General features: G+C 33.9%; 27 protein-coding genes and 1 tRNA gene. 5 read left to right on the top strand and 23 right to left on the bottom strand.

The annotated features are described in order from the left end of the window. Positions 1-7: 7 nt before the first annotated feature. On the top strand, positions 8-544 hold the full coding sequence (locus RA0C_RS01845) for a hypothetical protein (RefSeq protein WP_004919333.1): 537 nt from the start codon (positions 8-10) through the stop codon (positions 542-544). Between the two features lie 49 nt (positions 545-593). Here RA0C_RS01845 and RA0C_RS01840 read toward each other — a convergent pair whose 3' ends face one another. The 9 genes from RA0C_RS01840 to RA0C_RS01800 form a co-directional block, all read right to left on the bottom strand. Next, entirely contained in the window at positions 594-896 is a 303-nt protein-coding gene (locus RA0C_RS01840) for an arsenate reductase family protein (RefSeq protein WP_004919335.1), read from the bottom strand. A 53-nt stretch (positions 897-949) separates the two neighbouring features. Then, positions 950-1,774, bottom strand: a complete 825-nt coding sequence (locus tag RA0C_RS01835; protein WP_004919338.1) for a CvfB family protein — start codon at positions 1,772-1,774, stop codon at positions 950-952. Between the two features lie 570 nt (positions 1,775-2,344). Continuing rightward, positions 2,345-2,626 carry a hypothetical protein gene (locus tag RA0C_RS01830; RefSeq protein WP_013446724.1) on the bottom strand — a complete coding sequence of 94 codons (282 nt, stop codon included), beginning with the start codon at positions 2,624-2,626 and terminating at the stop codon, positions 2,345-2,347. A gap of 502 nt (positions 2,627-3,128) precedes the next feature. Then, positions 3,129-4,511 (bottom strand): hypothetical protein, encoded by a 1,383-nt coding sequence (locus RA0C_RS01825; RefSeq protein ID WP_013446723.1) that lies wholly within the window; start codon positions 4,509-4,511, stop codon positions 3,129-3,131. 62 nt (positions 4,512-4,573) lie between these two features. Then, on the bottom strand, positions 4,574-4,996 hold the full coding sequence (locus RA0C_RS01820) for a hypothetical protein (protein WP_013446722.1): 423 nt from the start codon (positions 4,994-4,996) through the stop codon (positions 4,574-4,576). A gap of 166 nt (positions 4,997-5,162) precedes the next feature. Next, entirely contained in the window at positions 5,163-5,693 is a 531-nt protein-coding gene (locus RA0C_RS01815; RefSeq protein ID WP_013446721.1) for a hypothetical protein, read from the bottom strand. Between the two features lie 12 nt (positions 5,694-5,705). Beyond that, positions 5,706-6,143: a hypothetical protein gene (locus RA0C_RS01810; RefSeq protein ID WP_013446720.1), complete on the bottom strand. Its 438-nt coding sequence runs from the start codon at positions 6,141-6,143 to the stop codon at positions 5,706-5,708. Positions 6,144-6,149: 6 nt separating this feature from the next. Continuing rightward, positions 6,150-6,458 carry an SH3 beta-barrel fold-containing protein gene (locus tag RA0C_RS01805; protein ID WP_013446719.1) on the bottom strand — a complete coding sequence of 103 codons (309 nt, stop codon included), beginning with the start codon at positions 6,456-6,458 and terminating at the stop codon, positions 6,150-6,152. An 11-nt stretch (positions 6,459-6,469) separates the two neighbouring features. Next, positions 6,470-6,688 carry a hypothetical protein gene (locus RA0C_RS01800; RefSeq protein ID WP_013446718.1) on the bottom strand — a complete coding sequence of 73 codons (219 nt, stop codon included), beginning with the start codon at positions 6,686-6,688 and terminating at the stop codon, positions 6,470-6,472. Between the two features lie 154 nt (positions 6,689-6,842). Between RA0C_RS01800 and RA0C_RS01795 the strand changes: the two genes are divergently transcribed. Continuing rightward, on the top strand, positions 6,843-7,157 hold the full coding sequence (locus RA0C_RS01795; protein WP_013446717.1) for a helix-turn-helix domain-containing protein: 315 nt from the start codon (positions 6,843-6,845) through the stop codon (positions 7,155-7,157). Here RA0C_RS01795 and RA0C_RS01790 read toward each other — a convergent pair. The 8 genes from RA0C_RS01790 to RA0C_RS01755 form a co-directional block, all read right to left on the bottom strand. Further along, positions 7,138-7,749: an antA/AntB antirepressor family protein gene (locus RA0C_RS01790; protein ID WP_013446716.1), complete on the bottom strand. Its 612-nt coding sequence runs from the start codon at positions 7,747-7,749 to the stop codon at positions 7,138-7,140. The two genes, RA0C_RS01795 and RA0C_RS01790, sit on opposite strands and share 20 nt — an antisense overlap. Before the next feature lie 118 nt (positions 7,750-7,867). Next, the gene (locus RA0C_RS01785) at positions 7,868-8,155 is read right to left on the bottom strand and encodes a helix-turn-helix domain-containing protein (RefSeq protein ID WP_013446715.1); all 288 of its coding nucleotides are present in this window, start codon (positions 8,153-8,155) and stop codon (positions 7,868-7,870) included. Positions 8,156-8,290: 135 nt separating this feature from the next. Beyond that, positions 8,291-9,034 carry a hypothetical protein gene (locus RA0C_RS01780; protein WP_013446714.1) on the bottom strand — a complete coding sequence of 248 codons (744 nt, stop codon included), beginning with the start codon at positions 9,032-9,034 and terminating at the stop codon, positions 8,291-8,293. Between the two features lie 151 nt (positions 9,035-9,185). After that, on the bottom strand, positions 9,186-10,247 hold the full coding sequence (locus tag RA0C_RS01775) for a Fic family protein (protein ID WP_013446713.1): 1,062 nt from the start codon (positions 10,245-10,247) through the stop codon (positions 9,186-9,188). Positions 10,248-10,259: 12 nt separating this feature from the next. Continuing rightward, the gene (locus tag RA0C_RS01770) at positions 10,260-11,615 is read right to left on the bottom strand and encodes a tyrosine-type recombinase/integrase (RefSeq protein ID WP_013446712.1); all 1,356 of its coding nucleotides are present in this window, start codon (positions 11,613-11,615) and stop codon (positions 10,260-10,262) included. 220 nt (positions 11,616-11,835) lie between these two features. Then, positions 11,836-11,907, bottom strand: a tRNA-Arg gene (locus RA0C_RS01765). A 15-nt stretch (positions 11,908-11,922) separates the two neighbouring features. Then, a complete protein-coding gene (locus tag RA0C_RS01760) occupies positions 11,923-13,692 on the bottom strand; it encodes a TonB-dependent receptor (protein ID WP_004919339.1) in 1,770 nt (589 codons plus the stop codon). A 30-nt stretch (positions 13,693-13,722) separates the two neighbouring features. Then, on the bottom strand, positions 13,723-16,683 hold the full coding sequence (locus RA0C_RS01755; RefSeq protein WP_004919342.1) for a tetratricopeptide repeat protein: 2,961 nt from the start codon (positions 16,681-16,683) through the stop codon (positions 13,723-13,725). A 185-nt stretch (positions 16,684-16,868) separates the two neighbouring features. Here RA0C_RS01755 and gpmI point away from each other — a divergent pair, with 185 nt between their 5' ends. Continuing rightward, on the top strand, positions 16,869-18,398 hold the full coding sequence (gpmI, locus tag RA0C_RS01750; protein ID WP_013446710.1) for a 2,3-bisphosphoglycerate-independent phosphoglycerate mutase: 1,530 nt from the start codon (positions 16,869-16,871) through the stop codon (positions 18,396-18,398). A 31-nt stretch (positions 18,399-18,429) separates the two neighbouring features. On the opposite strand, the gene gcvT is transcribed toward gpmI, so the two are convergent. The 4 genes from gcvT to RA0C_RS01730 all read right to left on the bottom strand — a co-directional run bounded on the left by gcvT (position 18,430) and on the right by RA0C_RS01730 (position 22,115). Then, entirely contained in the window at positions 18,430-19,509 is a 1,080-nt protein-coding gene (gene gcvT, locus RA0C_RS01745; protein WP_013446709.1) for a glycine cleavage system aminomethyltransferase GcvT, read from the bottom strand. Positions 19,510-19,536: 27 nt separating this feature from the next. Further along, positions 19,537-20,052: an isopentenyl-diphosphate Delta-isomerase gene (gene idi / locus RA0C_RS01740; protein WP_004919347.1), complete on the bottom strand. Its 516-nt coding sequence runs from the start codon at positions 20,050-20,052 to the stop codon at positions 19,537-19,539. Between the two features lie 67 nt (positions 20,053-20,119). After that, the gene (locus RA0C_RS01735) at positions 20,120-20,938 is read right to left on the bottom strand and encodes a GLPGLI family protein (RefSeq protein ID WP_004919349.1); all 819 of its coding nucleotides are present in this window, start codon (positions 20,936-20,938) and stop codon (positions 20,120-20,122) included. Positions 20,939-21,038: 100 nt separating this feature from the next. Further along, complete coding sequence (locus RA0C_RS01730) at positions 21,039-22,115, bottom strand: M42 family metallopeptidase (protein ID WP_013446708.1); 1,077 nt, start codon at positions 22,113-22,115, stop codon at positions 21,039-21,041. A 54-nt stretch (positions 22,116-22,169) separates the two neighbouring features. Between RA0C_RS01730 and RA0C_RS01725 the strand changes: the two genes are divergently transcribed. After that, on the top strand, positions 22,170-22,880 hold the full coding sequence (locus tag RA0C_RS01725) for a DUF4294 domain-containing protein (protein WP_014411205.1): 711 nt from the start codon (positions 22,170-22,172) through the stop codon (positions 22,878-22,880). 27 nt (positions 22,881-22,907) lie between these two features. Here RA0C_RS01725 and RA0C_RS01720 read toward each other — a convergent pair whose 3' ends face one another. Both RA0C_RS01720 and RA0C_RS01715 read right to left on the bottom strand, forming a co-directional pair. After that, the gene (locus RA0C_RS01720) at positions 22,908-23,207 is read right to left on the bottom strand and encodes a DUF493 domain-containing protein (protein ID WP_004919354.1); all 300 of its coding nucleotides are present in this window, start codon (positions 23,205-23,207) and stop codon (positions 22,908-22,910) included. A gap of 57 nt (positions 23,208-23,264) precedes the next feature. After that, positions 23,265-24,620 (bottom strand): deoxyguanosinetriphosphate triphosphohydrolase, encoded by a 1,356-nt coding sequence (locus RA0C_RS01715; RefSeq protein WP_004919356.1) that lies wholly within the window; start codon positions 24,618-24,620, stop codon positions 23,265-23,267. A 224-nt stretch (positions 24,621-24,844) separates the two neighbouring features. On the opposite strand from RA0C_RS01715, the gene RA0C_RS01710 reads away from it, so the two are divergent. Next, positions 24,845-25,102, top strand: a complete 258-nt coding sequence (locus tag RA0C_RS01710; protein WP_013446706.1) for a hypothetical protein — start codon at positions 24,845-24,847, stop codon at positions 25,100-25,102. Positions 25,103-25,284: the final 182 nt, after the last annotated feature.

Here is a 25,284-nt window from a genome sequence, read left to right as displayed (position 1 = left end):
AAAAAATATGAAAAATATAATTGCAATATTCTGTCTTTTAGTTTCTGTAAAATCTCTTTCACAAGTGATTATTGGAGGAGAGATAGGCACATACACAACAGATACAGAATCTATTTTATTACAGTTCTCTAACAATGAAAACAGAGGGATTGTAGTACCTTATGTAAGAGAATTGCCTTCATCACCAGTAGAGGGAACAATTGTTTTAGATGTTCAAAATCCCGAAAAAGCTAGAATGAAATACTTCAATGGAAGTTGGATTGATTTAAGTCAACAAGATGGCAATGTTACTTCTAGCTTATTATACCAGCCTGTTGGAGTAGGAGATGAAAGTGATTCTAAAGTGATTATTGGAGATCCAAATACTTCTGCTGATGGCGTGTTAGTTTTGGAGTCTCAATCTAAAGCAATGGTATTACCTATTGTAAATGATTTTAAAAATATAATAAATCCAGCTCCAGGAATGATGGTTTTTATAAACAAATCAGGAGCTAAAAGGTTGGCTGTTTTTAATGGAACTAAATGGAGCTTTTGGAAAGACTAGCTTAACAACAATATTAAATAAAGGGGGCTGATTTTGCCCCTTCTTTTTTCTAAAAATACTTTTGTTGTAATGCCTCTATAGTTTTAGGGCTATTACCTATATAGATATCTTCTTTCCCTACAAGAAATACAGGTCGTTTTAAGAAGCTATAATGCTGTAACAAAAGTGTTTTGAAGTCTTCTTCTTTCAACTTTTTTACATCTATATTGTTTGTTTTAATTTGAGTAGAACGCTTACTAAAAAGCTCTTCATAAGACTTTGTAATAGCATACATCTGGGAAAGCTCTTCTTCGTTTATAGGCTCGCTTTTGATTTCTCTTAAATTCCAACCTGATAAATCTAAATTTTGCATAATTCTTTTGCAAGTGCTACAGGTTTTTAGATAAAAAATAGTCTTAGTCATTTTTATAGAAGTTTAATTTTATCGTCTAAAATTTCTATCACTTTGTCTTTATAAAGACCTCCAATGGCTTTTTTAAAATTCTTTTTACTCATCTGGAGTTCAGTCTTTATTTCTTCTGGAGATGACTGGTCAGATAGATAGAGTAATCCATAATTTTCATCTAGTTTATCTAATATTTTTTGTTTGAATTCATCTATATTAGTATAACCTTCAGGTTGCAGACTTACATCTATTTTACCATCTTCTCTGATGTTTTTAATATACCCCTCTATTTCGTTTAATGGATAAAGTTTTTGGTAAACATCTGAACTATAAACCAATCCAATGTACTTTTGGTTAATAATAACATTCCACCCTAATTCTGTTTCATTCATGAGAATAAGGTTTACCTTCTCCCCTTTCTTTAATGATAAATTTTGATATTGAGGATTTCTTTTAAATTTGGTAGTTCCTGTAAGTAACCCTGTTTCTTCATCTATATAAACATAGATAAGATAGCGTTTTCCCTCTTGCATTTTACCCTTTTGTTGTTTATAAGGTACAAATAAATCTTTGATAATCCCTAAGTCCATAAAAGCACCGCTAGGCAATACTTGCACACAGTTGAGAACGGCGAATTCATTAACTTGGCAAAGAGGTATTTCCGTAGTCGCTTTGAGGATTCCTTCATCTTGATAAACAAATACCTCTAGGCTGTCCCCTATCTCCATATTAGGTAAAGTGAAAATATTAGGGAGTAGGCATTGTTCACCGCTAGCTGATGCAAGTAACCAACCATTATCTGTTTTTTCTTTTATTTCGAGTGTTTGAGTAATTCCGATTTGCATTTCAAAAAAATTATATCTTGCAAAGTTAGGGCTTTCTATTCAGAAAATTCTTTGTTCTCACTTAATTCTATCTCTGATTATTTACAGAAAAAATAAAAGGCACTTCGTGAAAAGTGCCTAAAAGCGTAGTTTGTAGCCCTATGAGGACTACAACCATATATTGATAATCAATATTTTAACTTATTTTTTGAAAATTTGTTACCACCGTTGTAACCACCGAGGGGCGTTTTACTCATTTTAACCCTCATTTTGAATAAATGAAAAGGGGGTATTTTTACCCCCTATCAACCTACCCTTTTTATAGTGTCAGAATGTAACAACTGTTACCCTTTTTTATGGACTCCAAAAATTCCCCTTAGAGGATATTAAAAACATTAAATATTTGATGAGGTTATTTTTACTGAAGTTTACTGAATATTTACTGAACATTTCGTTTTAGTGAAGTTTAGTGAATATTTAATGAACCTTTTTCCTTTCTCTTTTACCGCAGTTTACCGAATATTTACCGAACATTACCGCTTTTCTAACTTACCCCATTTTACCCCATATTTACCCTAGTTTAGCCTATATTTACCCCAACTGTTTTATATACTCTAGTGCCTTATCTCGGTAGAATAAAGGGCGTTTCTTTGGATTTAAAGCCTCATACCCTCCAACGATAACCTCATCAGGAATTTGCCTATCTTTTAGCATACTATGTAACTTCTTTGTGTTTACTTGTAAGGCACTAGCGAAGCATTCAAAGTTTATAAAGGGGTTTCTACTCTTACGAGTGATACACACCGTCTCCATTAGTTTAAATAAAGGTTTATTATCTGCACTCGTATATCCTAGTCCCTTTGTGTCTTCCATATTACAAATATAAACAACTGTATCAATAACTGTATTAACAACCGTATCAAGAACCGTGTCAGAAACTGTATCAAATAGATGTTATTTTAGATAGTGCCCATAATACGGACGCAAACGGTAACACAAAGGGGAATACAAACAGTAAGTTTAAGCGGATTAAAAGTAAACCATTAGTTTACTTTTCTGTATTTTGAGTATTTAGATAGATTAAAACCTTCTTATTTTTCAAATACGGATATTGAGCGTAACCAAAAAATGCCACTCGCATAAATCGCATACCAAACAATGCTAAAAATGCCGATAGTGTAAGTGATAGTGTAAATGTAAATAATTGGTAATATGGAGAGGACTAAACTAAAAGTAAATTAAACCGTGCCCATTGGGTTCATATTTTACCCTTATCTTTAAAAATGATTTTAAGGCATCAAAAATCAATTATATTTTACTAAGTAATATCCTAACATTAGAAATGTTTTTAAATTGATTTTTGAGGTGTTTTTGGTTAAAATAACCGCATTTGCCAATCAGGGTAATGCCTAGCCTCAAACTTAGCCCTGTTGTGTTTCTTGTTGAACTTAGCGTTTCGGATATTGTGAGCGATGAAATAAATCTTGTCTTCCAAATTTACACCCCTCTTATTTCTCGGCAGATATTTTTTCTCTAAATCGTTGAATATTTTTCGCTCATTTTTCCAATAATATTTTAGCCCCGTGAAACATAAAAATTTGCTCCCTTTTTTCTGCATTGAAATATCCAATTTCGTAACCTCGCAAACCCTCTCTTTTTTTTCGTCTTCAATCGCCCCATTTTTACCCTCTTTTTTTATTCCGTTTTTAGCCGTTTTTTCAAGAGGGGTAAAAGGCGACCGAATGACACTATATACTAGTTGGCATTTGGTCGCTTTTTGGGGTTCCAAAATATCGGTCATTTGGTCACCACTTTTACTGCTTAAATCTTGGTCATTTGGTCGCCACTTTTGATTTAAAATATCGGTCATTTGGTCACCACTTTTTGCCAAAAGTTCGTCCCATTTTTCAGCTATTAAATTGGATATTTTAGCCTTGATATTTTGGCTATGTTTCACAACGATTTTATTATAATCCTGCTTGTGTTTATGTTTTTTACGCTTATCATCTATATTACTCCAAAAATTAGGGTTGCAGTAGTCTTTTATGGCTTCTTTCTCCCTCTTGTTCATCTTATCGGTACGCATTGTAAAATCGTAAAAATAGACCTCGTTAAAACACTCTAGTAGCCTGTATTTTAATTGCTCCACTTTTTCAGTATCCAATAAGTCCGTAAGGTAAGTTATACCTACATCGTTGAGTTTTTCCATTTTCCTGTACTTCATTTCAAAACGAAAAGTATTCGGCTGTATGTTCTTAACTATGGTTACCTCTATATCATCGCCGTTATACTGCCTGTACTTGTCGTATATCTTTACGAAATACTGCGTTTTTTCCACCTCTCTAAAGTTACCTGCCGTTATGCTCTTGGTAAACTCTTTATCTTGGTAAAATAGTAGGTTATTGAGTACCTTTTGAGGGTCAAAAGGGAGCGTTACATTTACCCCAAATTCTAAGTTAGTCAGCTTTAGGTGTTGAGGTGTTAAACCTAGTACCCTTTCTATCTCGTAAAGGGTTACGGATAAATCCTGACTATTAAAATCGTTACCGTTAAAATCTGCCTTATTAAAAAACTTATGCAAACTGCCCTCTATATATACACTCCTAGAGGGGTATTGTATTATCTTCATTTGGTTGTATAACCCTACCATTTTACCACTCGTTTCGCCTGTTGTGGTGTTTACCTCTGTGATAAAATCCATTAACTCGGTTCTAAGTTGATAAGGGGCTTCGTACTTCGCACGGATATAATCTATCATATTACATTTTATTAAGTGATGATTAGCGACAATTAGCGTTTTATTTGGTTTATCTGATGAGGTTAGACCGCAAACCTCATCAGTAAATCTATTTTAGTTTTATAGTATTCTATTTTGCCTCTGATGAGGTCTTTTGTCGTTTCGGTCTTATTGGCTAAGGTTATAAAGTCCGTTTCCAAATCCTCTCGCTTGGTGCGGTACTCTATGTATAACTGTTTTTGTATTTCTTTAGCTTCGTCTAAACTGCATACCTTAAATATGGTTTGCTGTCTGCCGTTGCATTCTTTCGTGCCTATCTTTCGGATTAAACCCACCTTTTGCAGGTCGCTAATACGGTTGGTTACTAGATTGGTGTTTATATTGTAGGCGTTTGCGAGTTCCGTATAGGTGCACTCTCCTAATTGCTCTATCTGTTTTAATACCGTTGTCATTCTTTCAGGTAGTTCTTTTATTATGGCTTTGTAGCCCTCCTTTTGTGCGTTCATAATTTTATTATTTTGGTTATCCTTTGGTTATCCTTTGGTTATGGTTAGGTTATCTTTCGGTTATAGTTAGGTTATTCGTTGGTTTGCCTTTGGTTTGTCAGCGGTTCGTCAGCGGTTTGCTGACAACCTGCACCCCTATATTTTATTGCGTTTTTAGTGGTTTGTTTTAGGCGGTATCTTGGTTTAATTTCTCAAATACTCGGTTGTTGAGTGTCTTAATCTCATCTAAAAACTCGTCATAGGTTATATCCCCTTTCATTGCCCTTTCGTAAATATCAGGGTAGTCATCGTTAAGGTCATTTCTTACATCAAAAATGAAACAGTCTATATCCCAATCAGGTACAAAAGATACAGTTTGCGATACATACCAAAATACATTACTTATCCTGTACAACTCCTTTGTGGTATTGAAATAGGTTTGTTTGTGTTCTTCTGTAATTTCTTTGTTTTCTATGATATACCTCAGCAAAGTGTAAAATATATCTGCATTTACTTTGGGCATACCCAACCCCTCTAAGAATAGGTTTAGATTATGGGTGTTATCCATTATCTCTAACAAGTACAAAGACAACTCAAAGCTGTTAAAATAGTCTGTATTTGTTCCAAAATCCTCATCATATACTAAGGTTGGTCTTTTGTTTTCTGCATTTTTCAGTTCACTTTCGTAGATACTGCTGATGCTGTTTATTATTCTCATTTTATTTGTTTTTTAGTTAGTTACTGTTATTTGATTAAGTTTTTCACGCTCTAGTACCTCGTAAGGTTTACCCTCTACCGTTATAATATCTGCCCCCTCTTGTAAATTATCAATGGGCTTTAGTTTTACCCTATACTTATTACCGTTGGCGTAAAGTATAGTCTCTTTGAGTGGATAAATGCCTTTTGCTTGGTCTGATATGGTCTGCAATCGTTGAGGTTCTAAGGGTAATAAACACCCCATAATCTCATTTATAGAGTTCGTCATCTCCTTTACTTGTGGATTATTAGAGGCTACCTCGTGCAGTCCTGAACGCACTCGCCAAAGGTTAGCTAGTAGGTTATTATAAGCCTCTTCGCTGTTGAGCAACTGTTCTAGGTGTTTTACCATATAAGGCTCTAAATAGGTTCTTTTGGGGCTTATCTGCCCATTGTTGGATTGGGTTGTCATAGTGGTTTATTTTATAAAATTTGCTACTTTAAAGGCTCTAAATGCCCCTACTTCTATATCGTAATAAGTAAATACTTTAGGGCTACTTGCTCCACCTTTTGATGTATAGGTTACTACCTCATCTTTTAGTGTCCCCTTTGCCTTTCTTAGTGAGCCGTCTTTTTTCTCATAGTAGAAAGTGATTATTTCATTCTTCATCTTTTTTGCAAGACTATACAACTGCCACGCTTTGGATAAACACACCGCCCACGCTTTACCTGTTTCTTTCTTTATCTCGTAGGCTCTCTTAAATACTTGGGTTCTGAATTTTTCCATAATATTCTATTTTAGATAAGGTTAAAATATTTAGCTTCTTGCTCGTTACATAGTTGTCTTATTTGCTCTTTTACTTCTGGGCTTAACCCTTTTAATATCTTTCTTAACTTGTTGTTTAAATCATTCCAAAATCTCCACTCTCTCGCATCGTCTGAATATTGATAATAAATATCCATTGCGTTAATATTTCTTGCTATCTTCTCTATTCTGTTTTGACTTACCACTTGCATAATGTTTATGTTTTTATAAAATTAAATAACACTTACTTTTTTACTTTGCAAATATAAGTGTTATTTGAATATTATACAAGTTTTATTTAATTTTTATTTTAAAAAATATAAGTATCACTTATTTATCATATATTTGCCGTATAAAAACAACAATATGGAAACTGAAAATATTTTAAAATTAAAGGAAGTACTAAAAGATAAAGGGGTAACAGGTAAAGAATTAGCAGACGGTATCGGCGTTTCTGTTACAACAATTTCCAATATTATAGTAGGGAGGAACTTCCCCAAACCTCAAACCCTTTTAGATATTGCCACTTTTTTAAATGTAGATATAAAAGACCTTTTTAATTCTACTAAAGATACTAACAACAACGAAACACCTTTATATATCCAAAACGAGCAAGGGGATTATGTAGAGGTAGGTAGTCTTAGAATAGATACCCTTAGTCCTAAAAAAACATCTGAATAATATCTCTAGGGTAAGTATTAACATAGCCAAAACGAGGGTCAAATATTTGCCCTATGATAATATCATTATCACGGCAGTATTTCGCTACCTTACGCCCTATGATAGAAGCTGTTTTATTATCAATTCGTTTTTTCTCTAGTGTGGCGTAACCTGCTATTGTGATAAAACTCTCCTCGCTTGTGGTTATCTTCGCCTTGATATGATTAACTTCTTTTTGTAGCGTTTCTAGTTGCTGTGATTGTTGCAATAATAATTGAGCGGATTGTGCCACTATCTCCACCTGCGAAAGTGGTTTTTTCAGGCGTTTTTCACACTCTATAAAATACTGCCTCGCTTGTTTGCCTTTTTCGTTACCCTCCACCATTGCCAACTCTTTCGCTGTGTCAATACTTAAAACATATTCGTGCTTCCAAGTTCCACGCTCCACAAATTTATGGAGCGTAAAATCTTGCTCTTCTATAAATCCGTATTTCTCAATCCTGTTTTTTATCCAAGTTGAAAAGTCTTGTTTACTTTCTAAAAAAGAGTGTAACTCTCTAGCTGACACGGCTTGTTTGCCGTTTTGTTCTGTAATTTTGATTAACTCGTTCATTTTTATATTTTAGTGTTTATGATTTATAACTTTTTTACCTATATTTGCCCTATGTAAATGCCGTTTATTGGTGTTACAATTCAACAATTAAAGGGGGCTTTTGGGCTTCCTTTTTTTATTAGTATTTGATTTTACCTTTATCTACTAATGCCTCTACTTCTTTGCGTTTGTAATATACCCTATTACCTATACCGTACGCCGTTAGCTTACCGCCCTTTGCCCAACGGTTCAGAGTGGAGTAATCTATATGCAGTAATTCGCATACCTCTTTCCGTGTGAGGTAGGTTGTGGGTTCTTTGGGTTGAAATTGTTTTGATAGTCTTTGCTCCAATTCAGGAACAATAGCGTTAGAAATCGCTTTGATTAGTTCGTTAGGGTTCGTCCCTATAAATTGTATTGCCTCCATAATTTTTTTGGTTTAGAATTATGGGGCAAAAGTATATTGTTCATTTAGGCAGTAGTTAGCCGTTTTTAAAATGTACTATCCGTTTTTATATCCGAAAAATAAAATAACCACCTAATAAATAAGTGGTTACAGATGCTATTTTGAATTTATACTTTTTTCAGACGGTATCTTAAATCTATCCATTTTATCTTTATTAAATCCGCTATCTATTTTTTTTGTACTTATAGTTCTCCTTACATATTCTTCTGTTATTGGTTTCTTTCTATCTATTAGTTCAAAATGTTCTAATATCAGTCTTGCTACGGCAGTTTTATTTATTTTACCGTTCCTTTTAGGTGGTATTATCCAACCTTTATCTATCAATTCAGAAAATATATATCCAATAGATTGTAAAGAACCTTTAACTTTTATTTTTTTGTAGCCCTTGCGACCCTCCTGCGTGGTGGGTTCGTCTTTAAAGTCATCGGATAAATTATAGGGTAAGTCCCCTTTTAGTGGTATTATTTCGCCTGTTGTAGGGTTTACTTTACCCAATAAACGAACATTTGCACTTTTTTTAATGTTTATAATGGATTCTATATGATTTACTATTTTAGGGAGTGCGAATTTTAGGTTTTTGAATTGTTTTTTAGTAATAAACACACTATCATATTGTGATACAACTAAATGATACCCATTATCTTGTTTACATACCATTGTATGATTATCTAATTCCTCAAATTCATTGCCGTTCCACCTTAAAAAAGGCTCGTATAGTTCCTTAACTTCTTTTAAAAATTCATCTTCGTTGCCGTCAGGGTATATACTTAGCCACTTTTCTAAATCGGTTTTATAGTTATCCTTAAACTCTTTAAAAGAGGTGTAAAAGGGTATTTCCATAGTGTTCAAGTTTACAATTCAACAATTTTTTTATATGGTAAAAAAGGGCGTTTATTTACCGTTATCTTATTTTCGTTTATACAAAACAGCGTTTTTACATAAAGGTTAGGAGGTTCGTTTATGCAAAACAGCGTTTTTGTATAAAGGTGGGTTATTGTATAAATAAATTTAGTAGTGGCTCATTGATATAGTAGCTGTACTTACCTACCTGTATTTTATTTAGATACTTATGTTCTGATAGTAGTTCTAAATACTTTCTTGCGGTTTGGTACGATACCCCTAAATCTTTCTCCAAAAACTCTATTTTAGTGTAAGGATTTTTAAATAGGTTATTCAGCAAGTCCTGACTATACAGCTTCGGTAAATCGTTACGAAGTTTATATTTAGTCTCCTGCATTAGTGTTTTTATATTTTGAACTAAATCAATGGTCTGTATTGCTGTAACCTCAACGCCTTTGATGAGGTATAAAATAAGACTTTCCCAATCGTTCTCACTTCTTACCCCTTGCAATACTTGATAATATTTCTGTTTGTTCTGTGTGATATAACGGCTCAAATACAATACAGGTAAATCTAAAAGTCCCTGCAATACTAGGTATAGAATATTTATAATCCTGCCTGTTCTACCGTTACCGTCATAAAATGGGTGTATGCTCTCAAACTGATAGTGTATAATCGCCATTTTAGTCAAAGGGTCTAAGTCTGAAAAACTATTATCATTGATGAACCTTTCTAGGTTTGCCATTAGGTCTAAAATAGCCTTAGTCTCTTGCGGTGGGGTATAAACTACCTCGCCTAAAGAATTAACTAATTTAGTCCCTGCTTGTGTCCTAAATCCTGCATTATTTCGCTCTAATTCTTGCTGTATAGCTATGATATGTTTGTTTAATAATAACCCCTCTTTACGCACTATTTCAAAGCCTAACTTTAAACTTTGAGCATAGTTATATACTTCTTTTGTTGCAGGGTTTTTAGTCTCTATTAAAATATTTTCTTTATATAGTTCGTCGTGGGTGGTTACTATATTTTCTATCTCGCTACTATCTTTAGCCTCTTGCAACGCTAGAGTATTGATTAAAATATGCTCGTTGGGTATCGTCTTTACCGTCCCCTTTAGTTCAGCTAGGTATCTATGAGACTTTGTCAGTTGTTTTAATACTGCGGTGGTCTCTATTTCTGCGGTAGGCGGTAGATGAGGTAAATTAAAATCCATTGTCTTAAAGTATTAGTTTAGTTGTTCAGGGGTAATGTTCATATTTTTAAAGGCTTCGTAAACCTTTTTTGCCTTTTGTAGCTGTTTAGTGTCTATATCTATTTTGTTGTAATGCTCTAGGAGGGTTTTGTCGTGGTGGTTAGTCATCATCTGCATAGTTTCGGTATCCATAAACTGCCCGAATAGAGTAACCGATGTTTGTCTTCCTATATGCGAGGTTACTAATTCATAAAAAGGATATTCGCCCTCTATTCTTCTGTTTCCGTTCTCGGTGGCTTCTATCTTTGCACTTTGTACCACCTCATCAAATCCTGCGATTTTGCAGAGTTTTTTTAATTGACGGTTATAATATGGTTCGCTTATCACTTTAGGGAATTTACCGCCTCTTTTGCTCATTATATCCACTACTTTAGGGAGTAATGCCGTGTACTTTATACCCTTATCTTTTGCGTTGCGGTTTTTCTTCTCTATAACCTTTATAAACTTGCGACCGTTGGGGTCTTCTACTATATTGGCAGTATCTAAGCTGAAAAGTTCTGAAACCCTTAACGCTGTATAACACGAAATTAAAAGCCAATCTCTAACCTCATCTAAACTGCCTGTAAGGTCTAGCGTTTCTAGGATAGCTAGTTTATCAAAGTTGAGGTAAAGCCCCTTAGTTACATTATCAGGGTTGCGGTCTATCTTCCAGGATAAAACATCTTTGCTAATGTTATGCTCGGTTTCTGCAAACTTGCACAACATTTTTATATCTTTCAAATACTTAGTTTGGGTTTGTGCCGTGTACCCTTGCTCATTAAACCATTTTACTAGTTTGTTACGAAAGATATTATTTATATCCGTTACGATGAGGTTCTTATTAAACTTCATCAGGGTACTTTTTAGCCCTCTGTATTTTTTAATGGTGTTTGCTGATATTGGTTTTTTACCCTGCGTTTTATCCTCTACACTTCTAAATTGTATGTAGTAGTCTATAAGTGCGTCTAGTTTATCAGGGATAGTGTATTTCTTCTTTGTCTCCAGCTTGTGGGCGAAGTAGTGTTTTAAAATAAAGTCCTTTAAATGCTCTTTAAGTTGTGGAGCGGTTAGGTTAAGGTTATTATCTATCTGGTTAGATATATCTAGCTTAAAGGTCTCTATACGCTTGTTGAAATCTAAAATTTCTGCGTTTTGTTTTTTGGTCTCTATGGTTTTTGCCCCTTTAACGATTTGGGAGGTGTCCCATTGCTTGGTTGTGTCGTCCCAATTTTCAGAATGGATAACAAAGGGGGTGTTTATATGTAAATCAAAATCCCTGTTAGGTCTGTACCTTAGATAAACTTTTTTAGGCTCTTTAGTGCCTCTTAGGTAAAAAATGATATTTGCCATTATAGGGGGATATTACAATTCAACGAGGCAAATATATAAGTTGGTGGTAACAATTCCAAATTTGTTACCACCGTTGTTACCACCGAAGTGCATTTTACTAAAATCTATTGCAATCTGTTGCAATGAGGTTAATTTTTTAAACATACCATAAACAGAGGATTTACAAACAAAAAGGTACTAAAAAAGGCACTTCGTGAAAAGTGCCTAAAAGCGTAGTTTGTAGCCCTATGAGGAATCGAACCTCAACCTAAAGAACCGGAATCTTTAATTCTATCCATTAAACTATAGGGCCCCTCTTATTTTTTATTTAAAATTTAATTTTAAGCCCACCCATAATTTGCATACCTAAAACTTTATAACCATAATAATTTTGGTAATTAGCTCCTAAAAGATTATTACCAAGTGCAAAAATACTGAAATTCTTGTTAATCTGATATTCCGCTGAAATATTAAGATCTGCATAACCACCTACTTTTTGGTTATCAATCTCTTCTTCTGCGTATATCGGAGTAGAAATTAGGATACCTGAAGGATTGATAGAAAAACGATTAGCCATTCTATCACTTACAAAAAAGCCTCTAAATCCTAACAATAATTTATCTTTAAGTGTTTGATATTTTGCTCCTATTGATGCTTGTAACAATGGTCTATAATAAACATTGACATTATTTTCTAAATTATACTTTTGGAACTGAATATTTCCATCTAAAACTAGAGAGGCTAGAGGTTTGTACTCTATTTCACCTTTAATTTGGCTAAGAGTACCGTTGTGATAAGTGGTAGAAAAAGTATTAGCATAATCATATCCTAGCCTTGAGTTATCATCTATTAGATTAGAAAACAAAGAGTTACCTCCAAAGAACATCATATTATCCAATTTACCGTAACTAGCTTTAACATCATACTTAATTTGTTCAGAAACAACTCCTTTCACCCCAAAATAAAATTGGTATTTAGTATGTGTAGGTTTTAATTCTAAATCTGATACCAAAAACGGATTCTGTTCCAATAATCTTGAATAAGTATTGAATTGAAGCCCACTCTCTACCCCACCATATAAATTAGCTTTTGGAGTTGTCGCCACAAATAGTTCCGCTTGAGGGAACCAATAAAAACGATTAGATTTTTGTTGAGTTTCATTCAGTTTTGTTAAACTAGAACTTAACAAATTAAATCCAGAACCAATCTTTAAGTAAGATTGACCTTTTTTAAAAGTGATTTTGGGCGATAATCCACCACCAAAATAACGAGAGTTGTGCTGATTTAAAATATTAAACTGAGTGTTTACCATATCCATTTTTACACCCAAATCCAAATTAACATCTAAATCTTGACCTAATTTTAGATGGTGTTTAGACAGATTTACAAGAGCATCTATTTGACTTTCATTAGCTTTAAATCTATCTCTAATAGCCAAAGTTTTTACAGTAATATCGTTAAGAATTTCGTTAGAGTAAAAATCATAATTACCACTTATCTGAAAACGACTGTATTTTTGTCCCAAATCAGCATCAGCGTTAGGCACCAAGGCATAGATGCCATAATAATTATAATCATTAAGACCTACGGAAGTGGTAAGATTAGCCTTGCCTTTTTCTCCAAAATGATTAAGAAATCCTGAAATTTCCGCTTGTTTCTGCGAGGAATCCCAAGCATATTGCTTTTTTAAACCTTCATTAGATAGATAATGCACATTTGCCCCTACCTCTAAATTATCTTGCATCTTACCAGAAACATTAGCATCGGCTAAAAATTGATTGTAATTACCATAACCTATTCTAAAGTAGTTTCTTAGATAATTTCTATTGAATTCTGGCGAAATATCTTCACCTTGTATTGCTGAAGTTTTGAAATCTGACAATACAGGCACATTTACTACTTCGTAATTTATAGGCTCTTGCTGTTTTTCTTCAGGTGGATAATTTTTTTCTAGAGCTACAGAAGTTTTCTTTTTTTCTATACGCTTAACTTCGGGCTCTCTTTTGCGGTCTAGGATAAGCTTTTCCTCTTTAATCTGAGCTAACGAGATACCTCCCCAACCTAACAATATTAGTGTTATTATTTTATGTTTGTTCATTTTCAATTCTAGTTTTTTAATCGCTAAAAATTATTTAATCATTTTTTTGACTTCCTTAGCTTCTGCCACTACATCAGGGAAGTCTTGATAGTTAGCTATCACTTGGTCACAGGTATAACTCGCTTGATATTTGTCCTTTAACGCCAAATAGTTTCTAGCCATCAATACCAAAGATTTAGCTCCCCAATATTCCTCCGAAGCGTAATTATTAGCGAGTTTAAAGATACTTTCATTACTATTTTTAAAGGCTTTAGCTTTATTTTGATAATAAGCCTTAGCATAAAGGGCTTCCGCCGCTACGCTAGGATTAGATGATTTTTCTAAATCTGTATAAGATTTTTGAGCCTCTTTGTCTTTCCCTTGGTTCATAAGGCTTCTAGCTTTAATGACTTTAGCCTGTTCTAACACTGCAGGTGAGTTTTTGGTATTACTTAAAATTAAACCTGCATAAGTTTCTGCTTTAGCGAAGTCTTTTTTATCAGCATAGTATTTCATCAACTCTTGTTGAGCGAAAGATTTTATTTTTGGGTTATTAGAATCTACTAACTTGGCTAAATGTTCTGCAGCTTCTTCTCCTTTATTTTTAGATAAAAGAATTTGAGCGGAACGAATCCTTGCTTCCTCTTGATAATCATTAGGATAAGCCGTTACGAAATTGAATGATTTCAATGCTTTAGCATCATCTCCACTTTGATAATAAGATTCTCCTAATTCGTATTGAGCTTGGAAGGCTGTATTGCTAGAAACATTTTGTGCTAAATATTTCTCGTAGTAAGGGATTGCTTTTTCGTACTGCTTTTTGGCGTAAAGCTGTCTTGCAGTAGATAAGTTAATTTCGTCTATTTCAGATTTGTCTAGACCAACGCCTAAATTCTTAGCAAAGTTTTGATAACCTGCTGTATCTCCAGTTTTTAAATAAAGAGAACGAGCTACCGCTAACACCTTATCTGCATAAACGGTATTTTGATATTTTTTAGCTAAAGATTTTATTCCAGAAAACGCTTTGGCTTCTTGGTTTTGTTCGATATCATTTTGTACCATATAAATTTCTGCATTGGCTACCAAATGAGTATCTGTACTGGTTTTAACCACTTTATCAAAGTATTCGCTAGAAAGAGCAAACTCATCATTAGCAGCATAGGCAGTACCTATTTCGTACAAAGCATCATCTTTATACTCCGAGTTAGGATACTGAGCAACTAACTTTTTCATTTCTGAAATTTTAGCTTCAGTATCACCTTTAAAGCCTAACGCCATTGCCTTTTGGAACAGCGTATATTCATCGGAAGTTTCGGCATTGTTATAAATAGCGATAGCATCGTTTAGTTCGTTATCAGCATAGTGTGTGTCGGCTAGTCTTAGTTCCGCATCAGCTTTAAACTCTGCTTTAGGATTTTTAAGGTAAAGTTTAAAGCATTCCTTAGCTTTACCGAAATCTTTATTCTTAAAGTAAGCGTATCCTAAATCATAATTGATTTGTGAGCGTTCATCAAGGCTACCTTCTGTCTTTTGTAGTTTTTCAAAATAACTAATAGCCGAAGGGTAATCTTCTAACTGATAATAAGTCTGTGCCAACCAATATTGAGCCTTTAGATAAAACTCTTGATTATGATTAAACTTTAAACTCTTTTTAAAATATAGTTCGGCTTCTTTGTAATTCCCTTTATTAAATTCTTCCGTTCCTAATAGATAGGCTACTTCTTGTTCTATTTTATCTGTTTCAGTAGTTTTGGTATTGAGCTGATTTAAAGCATTTAAAGTCTCTTTATAATTACCTGAATAAAGATAAGATTTCACCAACAAAGTTTGCATTTCTGGAGAACTCTCTTTGTAATTTTGGATATAAGACCGTATCACCGAAGACGAAGATTCATAAGGGTTTCCTATATCATAACTTAATTTAGCATATTGTAGATGAGCCAGCTTTTTAACTTTGGCATCATAGGACATCTGATAAGCAGAACGGAAGGCAGACAGAGCTTCTTGCTTTTTATTGGTTTCTAAATAAGCATTTCCCAACTGATAATAGGCATTTTGAGATAAAGCAGACTGACTATTAACCAACTGATTATAATAAGATACCGCCTCATCATACAAACCCATTTGTGCTGCTACAAACCCCATTTCGTATAAATCGGACTCACTAGGAGCTTCTTTAGAGTCTAAAAATACCTTTAGGTGAGGATATGCGGCTCTGTATTCTCCTTTCATAAAATAGCTTTCTCCTATTATTTTATGAACCTCGGATTTGTAAGAACTACTTAAATTTTCTTTTAAAAGCATTTCTCCTTCAGCTATTGCTAAATCATAGTTTTTATCATTAAAATACATCTGAACAAAATAAGGCTTTACTATTTTGCTGTATTTTTCCTTGTCTTTAATCTCGTTAAAGTATTCAAAAGCCTTTCCTGTTTGTCCTTCTGTGTAGTACAAATGTCCTAGCATATAGGCGATGTCTCCTTTTTCTGAATCTTCAGAAGAAGTGTAAGCGTTCTCCAAATCCTTAATAGCCGCTTTTGAATCGCCAGACATAAACTTAGCATACCCTAGCTTTAAAGAATGTTGGGTCTGTTCCGAAGATGATAAATGATTAACATTTAATTTATTAAGTATTTCTAATGCCTTTGGAAAATCTTTTTTTATTAAATAAAAATCAGCTAAAGGAGCTTGTCCCTCTGCAAAATGTTCTGTATTAGGATGGTTTGCTATGAAGGTATCCAACCCTTTTTCCGCATTAGGATTTTGTAAAATAACATCAATCAAATGAGTGTAAAACCCAGCAACCTCTTTTTGAGATTGAGTTAAAGACTGATGATAAAGATATTGCTGAGTGTATTGATATTGAGAAGCCGCAAAAACTTTAGTGGTGTAGAGTTGGCTCGCTAAATCCGAAGAAAAAGTATTTTTTTGATTAAAAACAGCTGACTGTTGTCCTTCTGAAAGTCCAAAAAAAAGTACCGCCGTAGCTATCCATATTTTATTTTTATTCATCTTGATTTTAAAATGAGGTTTTTAGTATTTATTTAAAGGAACGAAAATAAGCAAAACTTATTATTTAAACAACTTGCAAAGTCAGAGAAAGCCTATGTTTAGTAGAATTATGTGTAAATATGATATTAAACATATCTTATCATAAAAGTTTTAATTTGTAATTTTGTAGGAAAATACAACATATTATGTCAAAAAAAGTACTTTTAGCAATATTAGACGGTTGGGGATTAGGTACAGATGATAAAGTTTCTGCAATTGCCCAAGCACATACACCATTTATGGATAGCTGTTACAGTAAATTTCCCAATACCACATTAGAAGCTAGTGGCTTAGCCGTAGGGTTACCAGACGGACAAATGGGAAATTCTGAAGTAGGTCATATGAATTTAGGAGCAGGAAGAGTGGTTTATCAGAATTTGGTAAAGCTCAATATGGCGGTGGAAAATAAGACTTTAGGTCAAGAGAAGGCTATTTTAGAAGCCTTTAGTTATGCCAAAGAAAATGGTAAAAAAGTACATTTTATTGGTTTAGTATCCAATGGTGGAGTTCACTCTCACATCAATCATTTAAAAGGACTATTGTCTGCAGCAAATGATTTTGGATTAAAAGATAATGTTTTTGTACACGCCTTTACAGATGGTAGGGATTGCGACCCACACTCAGGAAAAGACTTTATAAAAGAGCTTACAGAACATATGCAAAATACAACTGGGAAACTTGCTAGCGTTGTGGGGCGATACTATGCAATGGATAGAGACCGCAGATGGGAAAGGGTAAAATTGGCTTATGATGTGATGGTAAACGCTGTGGGAAAACCTAGCAAAAATGTAGTAGAGAGCATAGAAAAATCTTATCAAGAAGGTGTTTCTGATGAGTTTTTGAAACCTATTCTTTGTGTAGATGAACTCGGAAATCCTATTGCAAAGATAGAAAACGATGATGTGGTATTCTGTTTTAATTTTAGAACCGATAGAGGTAGAGAAATTACCGAAGTTCTTTCTCAGAAAGCATTTCCTGATTTTGGTATGACACCACTAAAACTCCATTACATCACACTTACCAATTATGATAAAGATTTTAAAGAGGTAAAGGTTGTTTTTGATGAAGAGGTTTTAAGCGATACTTTAGGAGAAGTCCTAGAACGAAATGGAAAATCACAGATAAGAGTCGCGGAAACAGAGAAATATCCTCATGTAACTTTCTTTTTTTCAGGCGGTAGAGAGAAAGAATTTAATGCTGAAAAAAGAATCTTATGTCCAAGCCCTAAAGATGTGGCTACCTACGACCTTAAACCAGAAATGTCTGCTTATGATATTACCAACAAAATTGTACCTGAACTAGAGAATAAAACAGCAGATTTCGTTTGTCTTAACTTTGCTAATACTGATATGGTAGGGCACACAGGTGTTTTTGAAGCAGCTGTAAAAGCAGCCGAAACTGTAGATAAATGTATAGAAAAAGTAGCCACTACAGCTTACGAAAATGGTTATACTGTATTTATACTAGCTGACCATGGAAACTCTGATGTTATGATAAATCCTGATGGTAGTCCTAATACTCAACATTCTACCAACTTAGTTCCTCTTATTGTTATGGATAAAGACAAGGTATGGAATTTAACTCCAGGGAAATTAGGCGACATTGCACCAAGTATCTTAAAAGTAATGAATATAGAGAAACCTGAAGCAATGACAGGGAATGTAATTCTTTCTTAAAAGAATACTTTTATTTAGGGTAAATAACTCATTAAACAAAAGGTATCTTAACCACTTTTGCTGGTACATTTTTATTTCTAATCTGAATAAAGATCTCACTCCCTAATTTAAAATGAGGCTGATCAACATAGGCTAATCCCAAACCAATTTTCTTCATAGGACTCATGGTTCCAGAAGTTACTTTACCAATTATATTTCCTTCTGAATCTACAACAGGATAGTCATGTCTTGGAATGGCTTTTTCTTGCATTTCAAAACCTACTAATTTTCTCGTAATGCCTTGTTCTTTTTGTTGAGCAAGAAAATCTCTATCTACAAATTCTGTATCTAGTTTGGTAATCCAGCCTAAACCTGCTTCTAATGGAGAAGTGGTGTCATCAATATCGTTTCCATATAGACAGAATCCTTTTTCTAAACGAAGGGTGTCTCTAGCCGCCAACCCACAAGGGATAAGCCCAAACTCCTCTCCTGCTTTAGTCAAGGCGTCCCAAATTTGCTCAGCGTATTCATTTTTGAAATAAATCTCAAAGCCTCCGCTTCCTGTATAACCTGTATTAGAAATAATAACATCAGCCACACCATCTACGCTTCCTACAGTAAAATGATAGTAAGGAATATCTGCTAGTTGATTATCTGTTAGTTTTTGTAAAGTATCTAGTGCTTTAGGACCTTGTATTGCGATGAGAGAAATTTCGTCTGAAGCATTAGTCATTTTAGCTCCAAATTTCTCGTTGTATTTAGAGATATGTTGCCAATCTTTATCAATATTAGACGCATTTACTACTACAAAATACTTTTGGTCTTCCATTTTGTAAACAATTAAGTCGTCTACAATTCCACCTTTTCCGTTAGGAAGACAAGAATATTGTGCCTTGCCATTCTCTAAAGCCTCTACATTATTAGAGGTAACATATTGTAGAAGTTCTTTAGCACCAGCACCTTCTATGAAGAATTGCCCCATATGAGAAACATCAAAAATTCCTACTTTTTCTCTTACAGTAAAGTGTTCTTCTGTTACTCCAGAATATTGTACAGGCATTTCAAACCCAGCGAAAGGAACCATTTTTGCTCCTAGCGAAACATGTTTGTTAAATAAAGCTGTTTTGTTCATTATTACTTTTATTATTAAATTATTTTATTACTTCAACATTTTTTGTTTATACTCTTTGAGAATGATTTTGAACCATTCTGTAAATTGCTCTGGATTAGCCTCTAACTCTTTATCCAAAGCCTCCATAGAGATGTATCTTATCTCCGAAACTTCTTCAGGATTAAGATTAAAATCACCTTCATAAATTCCTGTAAATACATAGTCTAGCTCGTGTTCCCAAAGATTATCACCAACCTCGGCTTTATAAATAAAACTAAATTTTTCGGAAATATCAGCATCAATACCCAGCTCTTCAATGAGTCTTCTTTGAGCTCCAGCCTTGTAACTTTCTCCTAATCTTGGATGAGAACAAACCGCGTTAGTCCAAAGTTTAGGTGAATGATACTTAGCATCTGCCCTCCTTTGGAGGAGCATCTCTCCTTTGGCATTGAATAAGAAAACTGAAAAAGCACGATGCAGAAAACCACTTCTATGTGCTTGGAGTTTTTCCATCACACCTAAAACCTCATCTTTAGGATTTACTAAAACGACTTTTTCACACATAATGGTGGCAAATTTAAGGTATTATTCCTTTACAAGAAACTGTTTAAACTGAATTTAATACCCAAAATTACTTATACGAAATTATTTTATCTAGTTCTATAGGATTATTATTTTTTCTTAAATAGGCTTGTAAATCTCTAGTTACTTTATTAAGACCTTCGTGAGTAGTCACTTTCTGCCCTCCCACATTAATTGCCCAAGTCCCCTCTCTCATTGAGCGAAATTGATAATATGGGTCATTATAGTTGTCTATCTGCATCTCTCTAAATTTTTTGTATGGAATTGAAACTGGATTCTTTTTGAAAACGGTCTCTACAATATTAGTATTCGTAGTCTTAGGTTTCTCTATTTTTAATAATTTATAAATAAAATTATCTTTAGTATCATAAAGTTCTACAACAAGCCCAGGAAGACCATTAAATTTGTGAGGACCTTCGGAAATTGGAAGAGAAGCCACAAACCAAGCAATCCATTTTCTACCTCCAAAGTTTGTAGTTGCTCGCTGTGCAGTCCAATCACCAATTTTTTTAGTTTCATTTTCTATCTTCCATTCAATTTTGTCATTAGATTCATAAACCCAATAATCTCCTCTAAGAAAATAGTAATTCTTATTGGTAGAAGTGGATAGTTTTCTTTTAATCTTCGCAAACTCAAAAGTATAGCTTGATGAACCATTGTTATTCAGAGCATTTAGTGAATCTATCCTTATCGCTTTTTGTTCATAAAACTGAATCTCGTCATTATTCAACTCCAATACCATTGATTCACTTTGGTAAGAAGTTGCTGTGGAATCGGTTTTATATTTAAAATCATAGATAAACCTCGTTGTTTGAGAAAATACTACAAACGAAACAAAAAGTAGAACAAACTGAATGCTTTTTTTCATAATATTTAGTGTTTTAAATTGGTTATATCTATTTTCATACTATACTAGCCAGACAACAATTATAACAAAAAAATATAAAGTCTCAAAAATTTTTCAGTGGTTACTTATGATACTTCAGTTCCATTTCAGGAGTTATTTTAAGAAGTGTTTCATAAATGAGTTTAATTACATTTTGCACATCAGTTTTATCCACCATCTCTACCGTTGTATGCATATATCTTAACGGAAGCGAAATAAGTGCAGACGGTACACCACCATTAGAATGAGCAAAAGCATCAGTATCTGTCCCTGTAACACGGCTAGAAGCTGCTCTTTGGAAAGGAATTTTTTTAGCTTTAGCGGTATCTGTAATTAGAGTTCTAATGTTATGATGTACACTAGGAGCGAAGAAAACCACTGGTCCATCGCCACATTTTTGCTCTCCTTCTTTTTTCTTATCAATAAAAGGCGTCGTAGTATCGTGGGTAACATCGGTTACGATAGCGATATTAGGTTTAATGGTATTGGCTATCATTTCGGCACCGTAAAGCCCAACTTCCTCCTGTACAGAATTGGTAATATACAATCCAAATGGCAGTTTATTTTTATTTTCTTTTAGTAGTCTAGCTACTTCGGCTATCATAAAACCGCCTATTCTATTATCCAAAGCACGACAGACAAAATAGCGGTCGTTAAGTTCAAAAAAGGTATCAGGGTAAGTAATCATACAACCAACATAGATGCCCATTTTTTCTACCTCCTCTTTAGACTTAGCTCCACAATCTATAAAGATATTTTCTATTTTAGGTACAGGCTCTTCTTGTTTAGCTCTAGTATGTATTGCGGGCCACCCAAAAACACCTTTTACAATGCCTTTTTCTCCGTGTATATTCACTACTTTAGATGGAGCAATACTTTGGTCTGAACCACCATTTCTAATTACATAGATAAGTCCATCTTCAGTAATATAATTAACATACCAAGAAATTTCATCAGCGTGAGCTTCTATAACTACTTTAAACGATGCATCAGGATTGATGATTCCGTAAGCTGTCCCATAATGGTCTGTTCTTACTTCATCTACATAGGGCTTGATGTAATCCATCCATAATTTCTGTCCAGCGTGTTCATATCCTGTAGGAGAAGCTGTATTAAGGTATTGTTCTAAAAATTTTAAAGATTTCTTTTCAAATTTCATAAAAAGGAATAATTTTTGATATTAAACAGTTTTTATTTTGAGAAGGTAAAAGTAATGAATTTTAAAATAAATCTACTGATTATTTTTTTGTGTATCGGTTTTATGTCTAAAGCACAAAAGGATACCCTTGTTGTAAAGGCGCTATCACAATATCCAAAGGAATTACTCAAGAAAGATGACTACGGAAATTACTATTATTACGACGCGAAACAACAAGCCAAAATCTACGAAATTGAAGGCGAAACAGTAATCGTTTTAGATGAAGTAGTTATTCCAAACAAGCCTAGATTTAATAATCAGTTAGATAAAAATTATTATTTCTTTTTAAGTAAAAAATTAAACCGAGTTTATCCTTTATTTATCACTGCTTTAGAACAATATAACGAAATAAATAACTACACCTCTCGTCTTGATGATAAATCTGAAAAAAGAAAATACATAAAAGCTAAACAAGAAGAACTTGCACAAGCCTACGAAAAAAAACTAAGAGATTTAACCACCTCCGAAGGTCGTATTTTTGCCAAACTAATGTACAGAGCCACAGGAAAAAGTGTATATGATATTATCAAAGAATTGAGAGGAGGCTGGAGTGCTTTCTGGTGGAATGTAAAAGGTAATATTGCTGATGTAGATATAAAAGAACCTTACGACCCATACAGAAATAGACACGATGAATTTGTAGAGTCTCTACTACAATCTTATTGGAATCTAGGTTATTTTGCACCTTATGAAGGGTATAAAAATTTTAAAGTAAGAAAAAATTAAAATCTTTTCTTACTTTTTTAATAATATTTATAGCATTATTACACCTTCTATCTTGTGAACTTCTTTATAAAGGTTAATCACCTGATTTGCATCTAGAACAAACGCTTGGATACTGGCAGAGATATATTTACCGTTCTTACTTTCCTTAGTAGATATGGAGTTCTGAGTATTATCAAAAATCTGATAAATTTCTGTAAGTTTAGCCTTATCATTAGGGAAAATAAATTTAAAAAGATAATCCGTTGGAAAATCATGAGCTTCATTTAGTTTTTCTCTAAACGAATGATAAGGGTCTTTAGTTGTGTCGTCTTCAAATGTTTCTACCATAGTCTTACTTATTTTGCCGAGCAAAGATACAAAATAAGTTTTAGGATTATTATCACTCTACATCGTCATACCAATATCAATCCCTTTAATTTTTCGGTAAAGGTCGGTGGCGTAGTTATCCGTCATACCGCTTACAAAATCTAGTACGCCCAATACTTTTTGATACACAGTTCCCTCCTCTACCCTAAACTGATTAGGAATTAGCTGAAGAGCCTTTTTATCATAACCTTTTCGCTCCGAAGGGGCTAGAACCGCCGAAGGAATAAAGTGATTTAGCAACTCATACATTACATTATAACCCGCGTTTTCAATCTCTACTACCGCCTTATGATTATATATTTTTTCAACGGAAAATTTCTCTATCTTTTGGAGGGCATCATTTTCTTTTTGGTAAATGCCAAGCAAAGAACTAGCAAAATTCCCTTCTAATAAATCTACCGCATTATCTTTAAATATTTCAATAGACTTGTTAATTAAAGAGTTGATGACTTTAGCTCTTAAATAAGAAATTTGCTCGTTACTATCCGTAATTACACTTAGTTTTTGGTCTATCTTTTTAGTGTCAATCTCTATGGATTTTATTAAATCATAAAACAAGTTTTTACAATCCGAAGTATTTACAATCCCCAATCTATGGGCGTCTTCCATATCTATGATATTGTAGCAAATATCATCTGCCGCTTCTACCAACCACACAAAAGGGTGTCTTTTGTAGCCTAACGGATTTTGAGTTTCCTGTATCATCGCTGTATTTTCGGCAATGTGCTTAAAAGTTTCTTTTTCGCTTTGGAAGAATCCAAACTTCTTTCGGTGCAGAACACTTTTATCTTTAGCTATCGCCTCACAAGGATACTTTGCGATACTCGCTAAAGTAGTATGGGTAAGTTGAATGCCTCCTTTTTCCTTTCCTACTTGTTTATTGGTAAGCACTCTTATCGCATTGGCATTTCCTTCAAAATTGATAAAATCTGCCCATTCGTTAGGTGCGAATTTAGGTTTGAGTTCGCTTTCATTCCTAGCGAAATAACTTGCGATGGCATCTTCTCCCGAATGTCCAAAAGCAGGGTTACCTATATCGTGGCAAAGACAAGCCGCTGCGATAACCTCTCCTAGCTGATAGGTATAGAAGTGTTTTGCTGTCTCGGATAAATCGTTCTTATAAGTTTCCACCAAGAAAGCTCCCGCTAGACTTCCTAAACTCCGCCCAACAGACGAAACCTCCAACGAATGCGTAAGCCTATTATGTACGAAAACACTCCCTGGCAAAGGGAACACTTGCGTTTTATTTTGCAACCTTCTGAAAGCCGAAGAGAATATAATTCTATCATAATCCCTTTGGAAATCGTTGCGAGAAACTTTGGTATTAGGGTCGTTACCTGTTCTTTGATTGGTGAAAAGTTGGTTTAAATCCATATTAAAACACACAAATAATTTAGGGAGCAAAAATAAGTAAATAATAATATACTCCTACTTACAAAAACATTCAAAACCCTTGAAAGTTGTATATTTGCCTTATTGAAAATGTAAGAGAGATAATTAAGAAATAGTTAAAATGACCTTAGCAGTTAGCGAGATAGAAAATGTAGTTGTTCCCATTATTCCTACTGACGAAGAAAATAATCCATAAATTTAAAAATATGAGCAACAAAAAACAATTACCCGAATGGGAAAAAGAATTCAACAGAGTAAAAAACAACAGCATCTACTTTTTAGAAGTCTATTACAACCAAATATACCCCGATAAAAAAGTAGCACTCTCCAAAGAAGAAAAACAAGCCTTCTTTGATAAATACAAGGGCGTACCACTCTTTGAAGATATGGACAAGTGGGCAGCATACACCAAAGAAATCAAGCAACTAAAAAACGAAGGCTACGAAGATTGGGAAATATTATAAAAAATCCTTAACTTTAACCCACAATCCATCAAAAACCACTTAGGGCGACACAAAAATGGGTGTGGGCGATACAAGAATAAGTACGGGCAATAGAAGAAAGGCTCGGGGCGACACAAAAAGTTGGTGGGCGATAGAAGAATGACAATGGGCAACCCAAATTGTTGATGAAAAATACAAAAACG

Source organism: Riemerella anatipestifer ATCC 11845 = DSM 15868 (assembly GCF_000252855.1).
In the GTDB taxonomy this organism is placed as follows: Bacteria; Bacteroidota; Bacteroidia; order Flavobacteriales; family Weeksellaceae; genus Riemerella; species Riemerella anatipestifera.
This window is presented reverse-complemented; position numbering and strand designations above follow the sequence as displayed.

Coding starts and splice junctions, on each gene's coding strand:
- RA0C_RS01845 (WP_004919333.1), top strand. CDS start 8: ATGAAAAATATAATTGCAATATTCTGTCTTTTAGTTTCTGTAAAATCT.
- RA0C_RS01840 (WP_004919335.1), bottom strand. CDS start 896: ATGCAAAATTTAGATTTATCAGGTTGGAATTTAAGAGAAATCAAAAGC.
- RA0C_RS01835 (WP_004919338.1), bottom strand. CDS start 1,774: ATGCAAATCGGAATTACTCAAACACTCGAAATAAAAGAAAAAACAGAT.
- RA0C_RS01830 (WP_013446724.1), bottom strand. CDS start 2,626: ATGGAAGACACAAAGGGACTAGGATATACGAGTGCAGATAATAAACCT.
- RA0C_RS01825 (WP_013446723.1), bottom strand. CDS start 4,511: ATGATAGATTATATCCGTGCGAAGTACGAAGCCCCTTATCAACTTAGA.
- RA0C_RS01820 (WP_013446722.1), bottom strand. CDS start 4,996: ATGAACGCACAAAAGGAGGGCTACAAAGCCATAATAAAAGAACTACCT.
- RA0C_RS01815 (WP_013446721.1), bottom strand. CDS start 5,693: ATGAGAATAATAAACAGCATCAGCAGTATCTACGAAAGTGAACTGAAA.
- RA0C_RS01810 (WP_013446720.1), bottom strand. CDS start 6,143: ATGACAACCCAATCCAACAATGGGCAGATAAGCCCCAAAAGAACCTAT.
- RA0C_RS01805 (WP_013446719.1), bottom strand. CDS start 6,458: ATGGAAAAATTCAGAACCCAAGTATTTAAGAGAGCCTACGAGATAAAG.
- RA0C_RS01800 (WP_013446718.1), bottom strand. CDS start 6,688: ATGCAAGTGGTAAGTCAAAACAGAATAGAGAAGATAGCAAGAAATATT.
- RA0C_RS01795 (WP_013446717.1), top strand. CDS start 6,843: ATGGAAACTGAAAATATTTTAAAATTAAAGGAAGTACTAAAAGATAAA.
- RA0C_RS01790 (WP_013446716.1), bottom strand. CDS start 7,749: ATGAACGAGTTAATCAAAATTACAGAACAAAACGGCAAACAAGCCGTG.
- RA0C_RS01785 (WP_013446715.1), bottom strand. CDS start 8,155: ATGGAGGCAATACAATTTATAGGGACGAACCCTAACGAACTAATCAAA.
- RA0C_RS01780 (WP_013446714.1), bottom strand. CDS start 9,034: ATGGAAATACCCTTTTACACCTCTTTTAAAGAGTTTAAGGATAACTAT.
- RA0C_RS01775 (WP_013446713.1), bottom strand. CDS start 10,247: ATGGATTTTAATTTACCTCATCTACCGCCTACCGCAGAAATAGAGACC.
- RA0C_RS01770 (WP_013446712.1), bottom strand. CDS start 11,615: ATGGCAAATATCATTTTTTACCTAAGAGGCACTAAAGAGCCTAAAAAA.
- RA0C_RS01760 (WP_004919339.1), bottom strand. CDS start 13,692: ATGAACAAACATAAAATAATAACACTAATATTGTTAGGTTGGGGAGGT.
- RA0C_RS01755 (WP_004919342.1), bottom strand. CDS start 16,683: ATGAATAAAAATAAAATATGGATAGCTACGGCGGTACTTTTTTTTGGA.
- gpmI (WP_013446710.1), top strand. CDS start 16,869: ATGTCAAAAAAAGTACTTTTAGCAATATTAGACGGTTGGGGATTAGGT.
- gcvT (WP_013446709.1), bottom strand. CDS start 19,509: ATGAACAAAACAGCTTTATTTAACAAACATGTTTCGCTAGGAGCAAAA.
- idi (WP_004919347.1), bottom strand. CDS start 20,052: ATGTGTGAAAAAGTCGTTTTAGTAAATCCTAAAGATGAGGTTTTAGGT.
- RA0C_RS01735 (WP_004919349.1), bottom strand. CDS start 20,938: ATGAAAAAAAGCATTCAGTTTGTTCTACTTTTTGTTTCGTTTGTAGTA.
- RA0C_RS01730 (WP_013446708.1), bottom strand. CDS start 22,115: ATGAAATTTGAAAAGAAATCTTTAAAATTTTTAGAACAATACCTTAAT.
- RA0C_RS01725 (WP_014411205.1), top strand. CDS start 22,170: ATGAATTTTAAAATAAATCTACTGATTATTTTTTTGTGTATCGGTTTT.
- RA0C_RS01720 (WP_004919354.1), bottom strand. CDS start 23,207: ATGGTAGAAACATTTGAAGACGACACAACTAAAGACCCTTATCATTCG.
- RA0C_RS01715 (WP_004919356.1), bottom strand. CDS start 24,620: ATGGATTTAAACCAACTTTTCACCAATCAAAGAACAGGTAACGACCCT.
- RA0C_RS01710 (WP_013446706.1), top strand. CDS start 24,845: ATGAGCAACAAAAAACAATTACCCGAATGGGAAAAAGAATTCAACAGA.